16 protein-coding genes are annotated in these 13,594 nt (G+C 45.6%); 1 reads left to right on the forward strand and 15 read right to left on the reverse strand.

Annotated features, from left to right (window positions below; translation table 11 throughout):
* Positions 1 to 15: 15 nt before the first annotated feature.
* From OB236_RS36790 to OB236_RS36845, 12 genes are all read right to left on the reverse strand, one after another.
* Positions 16 to 1,254 (reverse strand): MFS transporter, encoded by a 1,239-nt coding sequence (locus tag OB236_RS36790; protein WP_408638569.1) that lies wholly within the window; start codon positions 1,252 to 1,254, stop codon positions 16 to 18.
* A 53-nt stretch (positions 1,255 to 1,307) separates the two neighbouring features.
* Positions 1,308 to 2,015 (reverse strand): FadR/GntR family transcriptional regulator, encoded by a 708-nt coding sequence (locus OB236_RS36795; RefSeq protein WP_262688475.1) that lies wholly within the window; start codon positions 2,013 to 2,015, stop codon positions 1,308 to 1,310.
* 84 nt (positions 2,016 to 2,099) lie between these two features.
* Entirely contained in the window at positions 2,100 to 2,915 is an 816-nt protein-coding gene (gene trpA / locus OB236_RS36800; protein ID WP_262688476.1) for a tryptophan synthase subunit alpha, read from the reverse strand.
* Entirely contained in the window at positions 2,854 to 4,092 is a 1,239-nt protein-coding gene (trpB, locus tag OB236_RS36805; protein WP_262688477.1) for a tryptophan synthase subunit beta, read from the reverse strand. The genes trpA and trpB overlap by 62 nt, the downstream gene beginning before the upstream one ends.
* A gap of 5 nt (positions 4,093 to 4,097) precedes the next feature.
* Complete coding sequence (locus OB236_RS36810) at positions 4,098 to 5,075, reverse strand: sugar-binding transcriptional regulator (protein ID WP_262688478.1); 978 nt, start codon at positions 5,073 to 5,075, stop codon at positions 4,098 to 4,100.
* Positions 5,076 to 5,236: 161 nt separating this feature from the next.
* Complete coding sequence (locus tag OB236_RS36815; protein ID WP_262688479.1) at positions 5,237 to 5,533, reverse strand: hypothetical protein; 297 nt, start codon at positions 5,531 to 5,533, stop codon at positions 5,237 to 5,239.
* 130 nt (positions 5,534 to 5,663) lie between these two features.
* Positions 5,664 to 6,890: an MFS transporter gene (locus OB236_RS36820; RefSeq protein ID WP_262688480.1), complete on the reverse strand. Its 1,227-nt coding sequence runs from the start codon at positions 6,888 to 6,890 to the stop codon at positions 5,664 to 5,666.
* Positions 6,891 to 7,130: 240 nt separating this feature from the next.
* Positions 7,131 to 7,499, reverse strand: coding sequence for a DUF423 domain-containing protein (locus OB236_RS36825; RefSeq protein ID WP_262688481.1), 369 nt, complete (start codon positions 7,497 to 7,499; stop codon positions 7,131 to 7,133).
* 60 nt (positions 7,500 to 7,559) lie between these two features.
* Positions 7,560 to 7,907: a GNAT family N-acetyltransferase gene (locus OB236_RS36830; protein WP_317259426.1), complete on the reverse strand. Its 348-nt coding sequence runs from the start codon at positions 7,905 to 7,907 to the stop codon at positions 7,560 to 7,562.
* Positions 7,808 to 8,068 (reverse strand): GNAT family N-acetyltransferase, encoded by a 261-nt coding sequence (locus tag OB236_RS36835; protein WP_262688482.1) that lies wholly within the window; start codon positions 8,066 to 8,068, stop codon positions 7,808 to 7,810. Before OB236_RS36835 ends, OB236_RS36830 begins: the two co-directional genes overlap by 100 nt.
* Before the next feature lie 186 nt (positions 8,069 to 8,254).
* Positions 8,255 to 9,196 (reverse strand): S-layer homology domain-containing protein, encoded by a 942-nt coding sequence (locus tag OB236_RS36840; RefSeq protein WP_262688483.1) that lies wholly within the window; start codon positions 9,194 to 9,196, stop codon positions 8,255 to 8,257.
* Positions 9,197 to 9,549: 353 nt separating this feature from the next.
* Entirely contained in the window at positions 9,550 to 10,401 is an 852-nt protein-coding gene (locus OB236_RS36845) for an aldo/keto reductase (RefSeq protein WP_262688484.1), read from the reverse strand.
* A 170-nt stretch (positions 10,402 to 10,571) separates the two neighbouring features.
* On the opposite strand from OB236_RS36845, the gene OB236_RS36850 reads away from it, so the two are divergent.
* The gene (locus OB236_RS36850) at positions 10,572 to 11,090 is read left to right on the forward strand and encodes a MerR family transcriptional regulator (protein WP_262688485.1); all 519 of its coding nucleotides are present in this window, start codon (positions 10,572 to 10,574) and stop codon (positions 11,088 to 11,090) included.
* Between the two features lie 196 nt (positions 11,091 to 11,286).
* Here OB236_RS36850 and OB236_RS36855 read toward each other — a convergent pair whose 3' ends face one another.
* Genes OB236_RS36855 through OB236_RS36865 form a run of 3 tightly spaced genes read right to left on the reverse strand, consistent with a single transcriptional unit; the run spans position 11,287 to position 13,512 of the window.
* A complete protein-coding gene (locus OB236_RS36855; protein WP_262688486.1) occupies positions 11,287 to 11,688 on the reverse strand; it encodes a helix-turn-helix domain-containing protein in 402 nt (133 codons plus the stop codon).
* Positions 11,685 to 12,566: a carbohydrate ABC transporter permease gene (locus tag OB236_RS36860; RefSeq protein ID WP_262688487.1), complete on the reverse strand. Its 882-nt coding sequence runs from the start codon at positions 12,564 to 12,566 to the stop codon at positions 11,685 to 11,687. Before OB236_RS36860 ends, OB236_RS36855 begins: the two co-directional genes overlap by 4 nt.
* A 13-nt stretch (positions 12,567 to 12,579) precedes the next feature.
* Positions 12,580 to 13,512, reverse strand: a complete 933-nt coding sequence (locus tag OB236_RS36865; RefSeq protein ID WP_262688488.1) for an ABC transporter permease — start codon at positions 13,510 to 13,512, stop codon at positions 12,580 to 12,582.
* Positions 13,513 to 13,594 lie beyond the last annotated feature (82 nt).

Genomic DNA, 13,594 nt, shown 5'->3' on the forward strand with positions numbered 1-13,594 from the left:
CAGTTCACTTGCACTTTAATTAGTCACCGCTTGCTTGGAATCTACAGAAACGAGATTGAGCCGCGCATCCGTAGGCAGAAAAGCAGCAAGCAAGCCGATCAACGGTAAATAAGCACACAGCTGAATAACAAAGGAAATGCTGGTCGCATCCGCAACGGTACCCAACACAGCAGAACCGATACCGCCTAGACCAAACGCCAATCCAAAAAACAATCCGGATACCGTCCCCACCTTACCTGGCAGCAACTCCTGCGCGTATACGACAATAACGGAAAATCCCGACAATAAGATAAACCCGATTATCACACAAAGCACTGCGGACCAGAACAAGCTCACATAAGGAAGCAGTAAGGAGAATGGCGCTGTCCCGAGAATCGAAAACCAGATCATATTACGTCTTCCAAACCGGTCAGCCATCGGTCCACCAAGAAACGTGCCTACCGCACCCGCCGCCAGCAAAGCAAAAATAAATACTTGTGCATACTCCGTAGAAATTTTAAAATGATCGATCAAATAAAAAGCGTAAAAGCCTGTCATGCTGGCTACATACACGAATTTGGAAAAAAGCAGCAGAATTAATATGCACATCGCATAAGCAATCATCGATTTTGGCAGGTTGTTTCTAACGACTTTGACTGCCTTTTTGATTGTAGACTGCCTGGTCATATAACCGCGATACCATTTGGCGACAAAGAGTTGAACCAATATCGCGGCCAATGCTGCTATCGTAAACCAGATGATTCCGAATTGACCGAGAGGTACAAATATAAGTGCTGTAAATACAGGTGCTAGCGCCTGACCAATGTTCCCACCCGTCTGAAAAATCGATTGTGCCAAGCCTCTACGTGGCCCTGCAGCCAAATAGGCGACACGGGATGCCTCAGGATGCAGTACGGATGAGCCGAGCCCGATCAGTATTACCGATATAATCACCTGTGCAAATGAGCCTGCAAAAGCCAATACGACCATCCCAAGAAGGGAAAACACTACCCCGGCTGGAAGCAAAAAGGGCTTGGGCTTGGCATCGGTATAAAGACCGATCAGCGGTTGAAACATCGATGCGGTTACGTTCAAGGTAAAGGCAATCCAGCCAATCTGGGAAAAGCTCAGCTTCAAGGATTCATGTAGAATCGGAAAAATAGCGGGAATAACGGATTGAATCGAATCATTTAATAAATGGACCAGACTGATTGCGAACAAAACGGAGAAAACCGTCGTATTTTGTGGATTGCTTGCCGCAGGCGTTTTTATCATAAAATTCATACCTTTCATCTTATCATCTGATGTTTAAAAGCAAGGAAAGGCCATTACTCCATTCCCAAATACCTTTGAAGCTCTGCAATGGTGCCATCCAAATTTTGTGAGGTCCAATGCACTGCTGCCTGTACATCCTTTTCCTGAATCGATTGATACAGTCGTTCGTGGAACAACGTATGTGGATCATGTCCGACTTGATATTTCGCCAGCTTCTGAATGGCGTCCAGCAAAACGGTTGAGAACGTACGGTACAAATCGATAACGACACTGTTCTTGCTTGCGACAGCTACCGATAAATGAAAATCGATATCAGAGAGCAAGTAGGCCTCGGTATCCCCTCTGTCCAACGCAGCTGAACGATTGTCCAGATGACTTCTCATTTTCTCAAGATCGTCTTCGTCGCGGCGGCTAGCGGCCAATCTGGATATTTCCAGCTCCAGCATTTTTCTAACCTCATACACCTCCAATATTTCCGCTCGCCGTAACCGATGGACGAGTGGCTCCTGAATAACAGAATTGGACGTCAAATACGTACCAAATCCCTGCTTCTTCTCCAGCAATCCTGCATGAACGAGCACTCTTACGGCTTCACGAATCGTGGAACGGCCCACTCCGAATTGCTCCATGAGCTCGGGCTCCGTAGGAATTTTATCGCCTTGCCTGATGTCACCGCTGGATATTTTCTTCTGCAGTTGAATGACAACGTCGTCAACCAGCTTGGGACGATTCAGTGATTGAAATGTTACCTTAGAATTCATCTGATCATCTCCTTTTGAGCATATTACCATAAGTGTTTAAATTTTATCAAGAAAAAAATAATTTGTCATGTATCACAAGCTATATTACAGCTCCGCCAAGGAAGCCAGAAATTCCTCTACGCGACGAAGCCCGCCTTCTTCAAGCAGCTTAAGCAGTTGACTCCCAATAATCGCAATATCGCTCTTGCCGATTAAATATTCCACATCGCTGCGCTGCTGGATGCCGAAGCCGACCCCGATCGGAGTTAAAGCATGTTCACGGCAATAACCTAAAAATTGTGTTGTTGCTTCGTCAAATACGGTTTGCGTGCCTGTAAGTCCTTTGCGGGCCACACAATACAGCATGCCTCCGGTTTGACTGGCAATATAGGCGAACCTTTCCTCCGTCGTATAAGGCGTAACCAGTAATATAGGCTCCACACCATAACTCCGGCATGCCCTCAAGAAGATTTCACTTTCTTCCGGATAAGCATCTGGGACGATTAAACCGCTGACTCCAATAGCTGCACATTTTTCCACAAAGCGCTCCACGCCATATTGATAGAGCACATTATAGTAGGTCATGAAAATAAACGGCATATCAAAGTCCCGGACAACACGCTCGGCAAAAGCCAAGCATTGTTCAACCGTCGTGCCCCGCTCCAGAGCACCTTGATTCGCTCGAAGAAAAATCGGTCCGTCCGCTATTGGCTCAGAAAACGGAATCTGAAGCTCGATCAAATCAACACCATACTGATGCAGCAAACTAATCATCTTATAGTTGGTCTCGAAATCGGGATAGCCTAATATTTGATGAGCCATAATGCGGATTTTTTTATCCGTCTGGCGAGACAAGTATTCAGCTAGTGGCGTTGGCATATTGCTCATTCTTGCGTGCGATAAATGCTGTCCATTCGTCATCCTGCAACCCCTCCGCTATATTAAATATATCTTTGTCGCCTCTGCCGGACATATTGATAATAACGATTTCCTGATTCGTTGTTTGCTCGATTTCCCGAAAGGCTCCGGCGAATGCATGCGTTGATTCGAGTGCAGGAACCAAGCCTTCCTTCGTCATAATCAGCTTCAATGCATCAATCACCTCGACATCGGTAGCTGCCTCGAATCGCACGCGGCCTTGTTCGGCCAGATCTGCAAGAATAGGCGAGACTCCTGTGTAGTCAAGTCCTGCTGCGATACTGTAAGTATCCCGCATCTGGCCGTCCTTATTTTGCAGAAATAATGTTTTATAGCCCTGTGCAATCCCGGTTGTCCCCTGTCCATAAGCAATACGAGAAGCATGTAAGCCCGAAGCCATTCCTTTACCTCCAGCCTCCACACCGATAAGCTCGACTTCAGGATGCGGCATAAATGCCTGAAACACACCCAGGGCGTTGGAGCCTCCACCCACGCAAGCATACACACGGTCGGGAAGTCTATTAGCAGCTTGCATGATTTGCTCCTTCGCTTCCTTCCCGATGATCGACTGGAAATAAGCGACTATGCTTGGGAATGGATGTGCGCCGGAAGCCGTTCCCAGCAAGTAATGGGTATGCTCAAACGATGAAACCCAATCGCGGAGAGCCTCGTTAATCGCATCCTTCAGCGTTCGGGAACCGTAATCAACAGGCACGACCTCAGCCCCATAACGCTTCATCCAAAATACATTGGCATACTGCCGCTCCATATCCTCGCGTCCCATATAAATGGTAGCGTTCAGTCCAAGCTTGGCAGCCACAATTGCGGTAGCCACACCATGCTGTCCTGCACCAGTTTCGGCAATAACACGTGTTTTGTTCATACGCTTGGCTAACAAGCCTTGTCCGAGTGCATTGTTAATTTTATGAGCGCCGGAGTGATTCAGATCTTCCCGTTTAATATAGATACGTGCCTTACCATAATGTTTGGTCAGCCCTTCCGCATACGTTAGAGGAGTTGGCCTTCCCGAGAAATCAGCCAGCATGCTCAGATAAGATTGCCAAAATGCCGAATCCTGCTTGATTTGTTCAAAATGCTCATTCAACTCAGCAAATGCCGGAACCAATATTTCCGGAATAAAAGAGCCTCCAAACGCTCCGTAGTATCCTTGCTGCTCCATCTCACTCATCCTTTCGTAGTAGCCTTCTGATCCTCCAGAGCAAGCACGGCTTGTGCAGTATCCAGATCCGTGATCAGAATATCGATCCATTTGCCGCGGAGTGCAGCGGTTATCGCTTCAGCTTTTTCCAAACCGCCTGCAAGACCGATCACATTAGGGATACCTCGCAGCTCGGAGGCCGTAATGCCGATCATCCGCTTGCTGGCTGCAAAGTCGAGCAGTTCGCCCTGCTTGCCCAGAAAGGAGGCGCATATATTAGCAACCGCTCCCCGGCCTTGTACATCCAGAAAATCCGCTTCGCTAAAGTAACCTGACTCCACGATTGTTGCCTGCTCGGAAACCTGGCCTATCCCGACCACAGCAAGCTGGCTTCGCCCAGCTAACTGCAGCACCTCGGCAATTTGCGGCTCCTGATGGAGATAAGCACATGCTTCCTCGGAGCCGACTACGGCTGGTGCATGCAGCAGCCAATGCTTGGAGCGCAGCTTTCCAGCGAGCATGCTGGTGTTGGCATTCGCATGCCATGTCGCACCTTCAGAGCCCCACCCTCCAATAAGTGATACAAATTGCAGGTTTTTCCTGGAAAAGTATTCAATTTCATTGCACAACGAACTGATCGTATGACCTGCCATCACGCCAACGAGATCGTCATCCTTGAGAACCGATTCAAGAAGTGCAGCGCAGGTACGTCCCAGCTGAAGATTTCTTGTGGCTCCATCCGCATCCTGAATATGAACAACCAAGGCGTCATGGATTCCGAAGGTTTCTATCAGCCTTTTCTCAATCTCTTGTTCAATGGAATAAGGATTCCTGATATGAATTTGCACGATGCCTTCTGCTTTCGCTGCTGTGAGCATCCGACTGACATGGGGTCGCGAAATTCCCAAACGTTGAGCAATTTCTTGCTGATTGTGCCCTTCTTCATAATACAGCTGACTTATTTTGACGAGCAGACGGTTACGTTCAAGATGAATATCCGACATCGTATCCTCCTATCCAACATGTACATATGTTCTTTAAATGCACGTTTGTTCTATTTTTATTATAATTCACACATTTATCTTTTGGCAATGAGTACTTGCGTCAGCTATCCCAAAAACAAAAAAGCAGCCATGTGGCTGCTTCAAATCGTACTTATATGAAGTTAATTATGCTTCCAAGAGGTAGGCTGCCCGGATCTTGGACAGTTCGGAAACACATCGCCCTGCTTCAGCTCTATGCGTTCTCCATCCTTGTCTTTGTAATGCCCTGATTCTGTAACCTTTTCTCCAGATCGATGCTGATGATCAGCGTGCCTCCATGAGGTAGGCTGCTGTGTTTGGGGACAAGCCGGAAATCTTTCTCCCTTTTGAAGCTCCTTGGTTTCGCCAGCAGCACATACATACTTACCTGTTTCGCCCACTACTTCATTCGTTTGATGCAAATCGTATGTCGTATTCATTCTGATCATCCTTCCATCGTTGTTGATAGTTTAGTTTGATATCCACTCCTGTACCTGTTTACTATTTACCCATTACATCGGATACCCAATCTTTATCACCACATTCCTCTTGTTTATCAGGCTCGAGTCACTACCCCGTTGTTGTACTGTTGTGCTTGATTATTCTGCTATCCGTCGTATCCCGTTGCTGAAAAAGCGGAATTAAAAGCAGCGCACCGATCACCAGTAAGCCTCCACTTACACAATAAATACCAAACAAAGTCAATAAATTTTTCATATAACCCGATAAGGACATACCAAGCACCATCAAACCCATAAATATTGGTGTAATCGTACCTCCAACCCGTCCGACAAATGCCGCTTCCGTATTTCTCATAATCAGTGTTTGAATACCCACATGAACACATGGATAAAATAAACCGCTGAATATCTGCAAAATAAAAGTCAGTACAATATTTGTAGATCCGCCTGTCCCTATCGTACAAATACTGCTAATAAGCAGTCCCACAGCCAGCAAAGTATGCGGCTTCACCTTTTTGGCTGCTCCCATAATCAGGCCTCCACCGATGAGCATAGCAGCACCATTAGCCATGAGCAGCCATTGCAGAAACGATTTATCCAATCCCAAATTCTCAACCGAAATGAACAACATTAACGGTTGGATTAATCCGGTTGCGAGCCCTGCTGCAGCAAAGGTTGAGCATAATGTTCTTAACGCCCGGTTGGATACAACATAACGTAGACCAGCTATCAGCTCTGCTTTAAAGCTCTGGCTGACTGTCTCATTCGCCGTCTTCATATCACGGGGAAGCCATGATAACACGAGCGATGAACCCATAAACATAGCTCCTGTAATGGAAAGCGATACCCCTATTCCATACTGTTGATAAACAAAGGTGCCAATGATCGGTCCAATGACCATAAAAACCGCCATCAGCGACTGAAACATCGCCATAACTCCCTGCATCTGATCGGCATGTATATGCTGCTTGAACAGCTTCATTGCAGAAGGCTGAGAAAATTGCGACAAAATAGCGGATACCAATGTACCTGCCAATAAGGAATACCAGGACCCATACATAAGCGCAAGCAGCACGATAAAAACGGATATAGCTGATAGCAGGTCACACCCTACCATCGTTCGCTTAGGCTGCCAACGGTCAGCAAAGGTTCCCCCAATAATTGCAAAAATAAAAATAGGTGCGAATTCCGCGACAGATATGAGTGACACAGCATACGGATCATTGTTCGTCAAATCTGTCACGTATAGCAAAATCGCAAAATTTCTTATCCAAACCCCCAGCTGCAATAGCACACGGGACATAATAATGGTTCGGACGTAACGGTTGTTCCACACAAAAAGGCCTCCTTGAAACGATAAATATAAACAAGCAAATAAAATAGATAGTATATTTTATGTTTGTTTATTTATAGATATATTATGTTATAATCTATTTTATTTCAATATTTATTTATTTATTGATTATTATTTAGACGAACTGTCGATCTGTATGTATGAAGTGAATATAACAACAAAAAATCCGCCATTCAGGCGGATTCGGGACAGTTGGAACTATAGCTCTCTCTGATGCATATCTTACCCTTGAATAATGGCAACAATCAGTAATAACCAGCCTACAATGAACGCCAGTCCACCGATGGGGGTGATCGCTCCCAGCTTTTTAATACCTGTAACACTTAGTACATAAAGACTGCCACTAAACAAAATAATACCTGCGAACAAGAACCAGCCTGCCGTATGTACGAGCTGACTTTTCACAATACCATTGGATATAATCCCCATCCCTAGCAATGCAAGACCATGGGCAATTTGGTATTGAACACCCGTTTGATACACTGCGGACATTTCCGCTGAAATTTTCTTCTTGAGCGCATGGGCTCCAAAAGCGCCCAAAATTACTGAAATAAGCATGTTAAGGCTGCCAAGCAGCAAAAGCGTTTGCATGATGTTCCTCCTGAATATGTTGTAGTTTAACTTACTTGAATAGGCCGCTACGATCACTGATCAGTCTTTCCATTCCGAAGCTAATATTCCCATGATATAAGTATCATAATAACGACCGTCGCTATAGGCATGATTTCTCAACTGACCTTCAATGACAAAACCCGTCTTTTGATACAAGCCTATCGCTTGTTCATTAATTCCTCTTGTCGTTAAATAAATTTTATTCAGCCGAAGCTGCTTGAAGCCTATATCGATCATCTTCCTCATTGCTGCCCCCGCGTAACCCTTTCCGCGACTCTCCGGTGCAATCAAGATACCGATACTTGCCCTGCCGTGCTCATATTCAATATTTTGCAAAAAAATCCATCCAACCGTATGTAGTTCTTCATTTTCAATTGCCAGAACCAGATCACCGTTTTTGCGTTTTTTTCGACGTGCTGTACCGTTTCTTCGTAGGTTCTGGGAACTCGGCCTATCATGGAAATAGAATCCGCGTCATTGAACCAGCGGTGCAGCTCCTTCATATCCTCTGATTCAAAGGCTCGAAGATTGACGTAACTCATACTCACCTGCATTCCCCCAATTGATGATTTAACAATCCATTCCTGTTCTAATAACCCAATTTGAATTGTAACATAATTATTTTGACGTTGTAACAGGGCAGTCGCACCCAAAGTCCGTTCAATAAACCCCAAAATATAAAAAGCTATCCCCAAGATCTTATCGACCCTGCGGGATAGCCTGATTGTAAGTTATTAGTTTACTTGAGAGTCAGGACTAACAGTAGCGAGTTCTGTCACAACCTTGTATTTAACAGGAAGATATGTGACTGTTTTGGCTTCCGTAATCACGCTTGCATTCATCGAGTCAGGCTGCGGATCACTCAGCGTATAGGTGATGACTGCCTGTCCGCTCTGATCAAATCGAATGTTGTTGATGTCGATACTGTAACCTGCGCTTGGTTTTTCACCCCGAGACAACGTGACCTTATTCACATCGTCGTTTACTTTTTCAACAGTCACTGATACAGCTTCTACAGGTGCTGGTGCTGGCGCCGGTGTTTGCGCATGATCATTCAATACTCGGATAGCATTATATACCCAAATTGCAGCGCCACCACGCGTGAGTTGACTCTTTGGATTAAACTTGCCATCTTTGTCCAGCTCAGCAATTTTGTAATGAAGCATACGCTGCAATGCGCCCTGGTATTCAGGAGTAATTTGATTCTCATCGTTGATCGTAGCAGGTACAATTTTCAACTTTGGAAAATTGCCTTTCTTTTCTAAGGCGCGAACTAGTAAATCACCGAATTGCTCACGTGTAACGGTTGCATTGGGATTCACATCCTTAGGAATCTCCAAGCCATTATAATAAGCAATAACAAAAGCATTCGCATACCAAGCGTTATCGGCAATATTCGTATACGTCCCTGATGCTACAGGCAGCGACTTAAAACGAATCATATCGATGTTCAAATCCAAAGCTTTGACAATCATTTGCACACTTTGCGCATAACTGATCTGTACTTTAGGTGCAAAATGCTCGCTGTCTATTCCACTCACAACCCCACGATCTTTTAAAGCATTTACAGCTGCTGCTTGTCCATCTTCCAAATCCGAAAAAGCAAAGGCCGTACTCATGGTCAAGCTGCTGCTTATCAACAGTGATGCCAATCCTAAAGTTGCTATTCTTTTCATATTAATTCTCTCCTCGTGGTATGTTTTTTTGTGTATATTTCGATAACAATCTTATTAACGTGAAGTGGATAATAAATGTTTCAGATATTCTTCTGGCTTGTATATCATAAATTATGGCAGCTGCTCAGTATCGCCATGAAAACGAAATAAGCCCCCGAAGGATAGAGGGCTCTGCTTAAAAGCAATTGGAATTTTGGTATACAACCTGAATTCCTACACAAATTATAACGAGATTGGAGGGTGGACCGCGTTCAGATACTGGAAAGCCTAGTGCCACCTTTTCATCGTAAAGCCATGATGGATCGAGCTGTGGACCGAATGATTGCGTGATGAATTTACGGTTCGATCAAAGGTTACAGATCGACTCTCAAGCTGCCCAGCATCTTGGCGATTTCCGGGTCGTGGTACGATAAGAAAAGACTTTCCCCCGTATCAAGGGTGGAAATCTGTACGATATCTTCAGTGCTCAGTGCAAAATCGAAAATATCGAAATTCTCGACGAGCCGCTCTTTGCGCACCGATTTCGGAATAACAACGACTTCGCGCTGAACAAGCCAGCGCAGCACGACCTGGGCGACGGATTTGTTGTGTTTTTCTGCAATTAAGGTCAGCACTTCGTTGCCGAACATGTTGTTACGTCCTTCGGCGAACGGTCCCCACGACTGGATTTGCACCCCCTGCTCTTTCATGAAAGCAGCGTTGTCGATCTGTTGGTGGAACGGGTGCGTTTCAACCTGATTGACGGCGGGCACGATTTCGTTATGCACAATGAGGTCCATCAGACGGTCGGGCAGGAAGTTGCTGACGCCGATCGCCTTGATCTTGCCTTCGCGGTACAGGTCTTCCATCGCGCGCCATGCGCCGTAGTAATCGCCGAACGGCTGGTGAATGAGGTACAGATCGAGATAGTCGAGCTGCAGCTTCTGCAAGGACTTGGCAAAAGCCAGCTTGGCACTCTCGTAGCCGGCATCCTGAATCCAAAGCTTGGTCGTGATGAACAGTTCTTCGCGCGGTACGCCGCTGCGCTTGATTGCGTGTCCAACCGCTTCCTCGTTCAGGTAACCGGCGGCGGTATCGATCAGGCGGTAACCGGCCTTCAGCGCTTCATATACCGTGTTCTCGCATTCTTCAGCATCGGGAACTTGGTAGACACCGAAGCCGATGATCGGCATTTTCACTCCGTTGTTCAAGGTTACGTTTTGCATATTAATTCCTCCCAATCAAATGTAAATCTGCAAACGGTAGCGTTACCCGGGAATCGGGCACCACAGCGGGGATTCCGCTTCTGTCCGATTTGCGTTACAATAATCCTAGCGCCTTCGTGTAACACGAAGTCAAGCCGTCTTCAATAATTTTTTTCCAAGGAGGATTGCACATGTATACGGTCCAAGATGCCGCCCTGATAACAGGACTCACCGAGCACGCCGTACGCTTTTACACGGATAAGGGCCTGGTGCCGAGCGTACAACGCAATAAGAACAACATTCGGCTGTTCGACGAAGAATCGATCAATTGGCTGTATGGCGTCAAATGCCTCAAGCAGACTGGGCTGCCGATTGAAAACATCAAAACGTACGTCGACCTCTGCCTCGAAGGTGATTCGACCGTTTCGCAGCGCTTCGCACTTATGATGGAGTATAGGGAAGCGGCGCTGGTTCAGCTCGAAGAAGCCAAACGCCGCGTTGCCCATTTGGAAGAAAAAGCCCTCCAATATCAGGCCATTCTGGAGCGCCGCATCCCGGACACGACCAATCCCGCCAAATGGGAAACAAATCGGGAGGACGCGGGCAGTTGTCCGGCATCCCGGTTAAAGAATCGCAGCCTTCCTGAAACCGAAGCTTCGGTCCAATGCCCAGCAGCCGCTTTACAGGAGCAGATCATCATTGTAACTTAAGTCTATCGATTGATTGTATCGTTCGCTTTTTTTCCATCACATGGGTTGTTAATGCCGATCGGAGTAAACTGAAGGAGACTTATCACGCAAAAACCCGAACAACGCTGTTCTGACAGCGTTGTTCGGGTCTTCTTTTTGACCTAAGTTTCCGGTCAAATTATAACGAGGTGGGCAAAAGAACTCCCCAATCATCGTTTCAGTTCGTTGCTTTCTTGTTATGCTTACGGTATAAATCCGGTGTTTTTCCTGTGAACTTTTTGAAGGAAACATAGAAGTAGCTCGAATTGATGAAGCCCACCCTCTCACCGATTCTGACTGCTGGCAGGTCGGTTTCTGTCAGCAGCTCCTTTACCTTTTGAAACCGAAGCCTTGCCGTATATTCCGAGAACGATTGGCTGGTCGCTGCTTTAAAAACCCTCCGAACATAGTTGGTAGACAACCCGGTAATGTCAACAAGCGTCTCAACCGACAAGTTAGGCTCCATATAATGCTGATTGATATGGCGCAGCATCGTATCTACGATTTGCTGATGTTTACCCGTTAATTTGATCTGCCCCCGATGCTCAACTTCAGTTTCCAGAGTTGTCGTAACCATCATCCTTTCAAAGCTCCAACCATAACCCCTTTTACAAAATATTTCTGTACAAAAGGATACATACACAAAATGGGCAAGGTTGCGACCACTATGGTTGCATATTTGATAGATTCACTGATCTGCACCGCTGTGTCGATGCTTCCACCACCGAGCATGCTGTCCGTGGAATTCGAGATGAGGATTTCTCTGAGAATCAACTGCAGCGGGAACAGATTGCGGTCCTTCAAAAACAAGGAGGCATAAAACCATCCATTCCATTTTTCCACCGCATAATACAGTGACATCACAGCAAGAACAGGTAACGATAGCGGGATAATAATACGGGTTAAAATCACAAAATGATTGGCGCCGTCGATCTTGGCGGATTCCTCCAGACTGTCAGGCACACTCATAAATGCGGTTCGCATAATGATCAGATTAAAGGTATTAACGGCAAAGGGCAAAATCAGCGCCCAGAGAGAATTCATCAGTCCGACATTTTTAACGATCAAATAAAAAGGAATCAGGCCTCCGTTAAAAAACATCGTCAACACGATGACAAAGATAAAGATTTTGTTCCAAAATACCTGCTTGCGCGACAGTACATAAGCGGTCATTGCTGTGATGCTCATACTGACTGCCAAAGCGGCAATGACCACAAAGATCGTATTGCCATAGCCGATAAGAATGTTCGGATTTCCGAACACTTTGTAATAGGCGTCCAGATGAAAGCCGAATGATTTGTACAGAAAGCCAGTGTGCTTCATCAGCTCCGTCCCATCACTAACCGAAGCAAGGATGACATAGATGATCGGATAGGCTGTAATGAGCATCAGACCCAGCATAACGATAATAATGAAGCCGTCGGTTAACGAATCCGAAAGTGACTTTTGGTTACCCATGTTTGGACACCCCTTACCACAAGCTGTTTTCACTCGTTTTGCGGCTAATATAATTAGCTGTGACCAGCAAAACCAGATTGATTAACGAATTGAACAAGCCAACCGCTGCGCTGAAACTCCAGTTGAACTCAATCAGACCTTTCCGATATACATAAGAGGCAATGACATCTGCCGTCTCGTAAATCGAAGGATTGTAGAGCAGAATGATTTTTTCAAAGCCAACATTCAGCAGGTTCCCCATACGCAGAATGAGCAGGATGGTAATCGTTGGCAGGATGCCCGGAATCGTAATATTGAGCATCTGCCGCCAGCGTCCAGCTCCATCGATTCGGGCTGCTTCATATTGCTCCTGATCAATGCCGCTTAAGGCTGCCAAATATATAATCGATTCCCAACCAAAATGCTGCCAAATCTCGGATAGTATATAGATCGGTCGAAAATAATTCGGATTTTGCAGCATCGTCTTACCGTCGCTGCCAAAATAACTAACTAGCGTATTAATCAGACCTCCGCTATTCGTGAAGTCCTTGATGATGCCGCAAACCACGATAAGTGAAATAAAATAAGGCATATACGTTACCGACTGAACGATACGTTTGAAGCCCTGACTTCTCAGTTCATTAATGAACAGAGCCAGGAGAATAGGAGCGGGAAAACCGAATATAAGGGAATACAAGCTGATGAGCAACGTATTTTTGAAAATACGCCAGAAATAAAAGCCGCTGAAAAAATCCTGAAAATTCGCAAGTCCCACCCATTCGCTGTTCATAATTCCATTCGATGGTGTGTACTCCTTAAACGCTATTATAGCACCATACATAGGACCATAATGGAAAATAATGTAATATATCAATGCAGGCAGCATCATGACATAAAGAAGCTTATTGCGTATCAGATCATTAAGGAGGAACTTCCTCCAATTCGTTTTTTTGATGACATTCTGCATGATACTCACCTTCCCTACCAAGACTTGATGAAGAAGACAGAAGAGATGAATAGCATCTTCTCTCCTCTGCCCTCCGTAAATT

This window comes from Paenibacillus baimaensis (assembly GCF_025567575.1).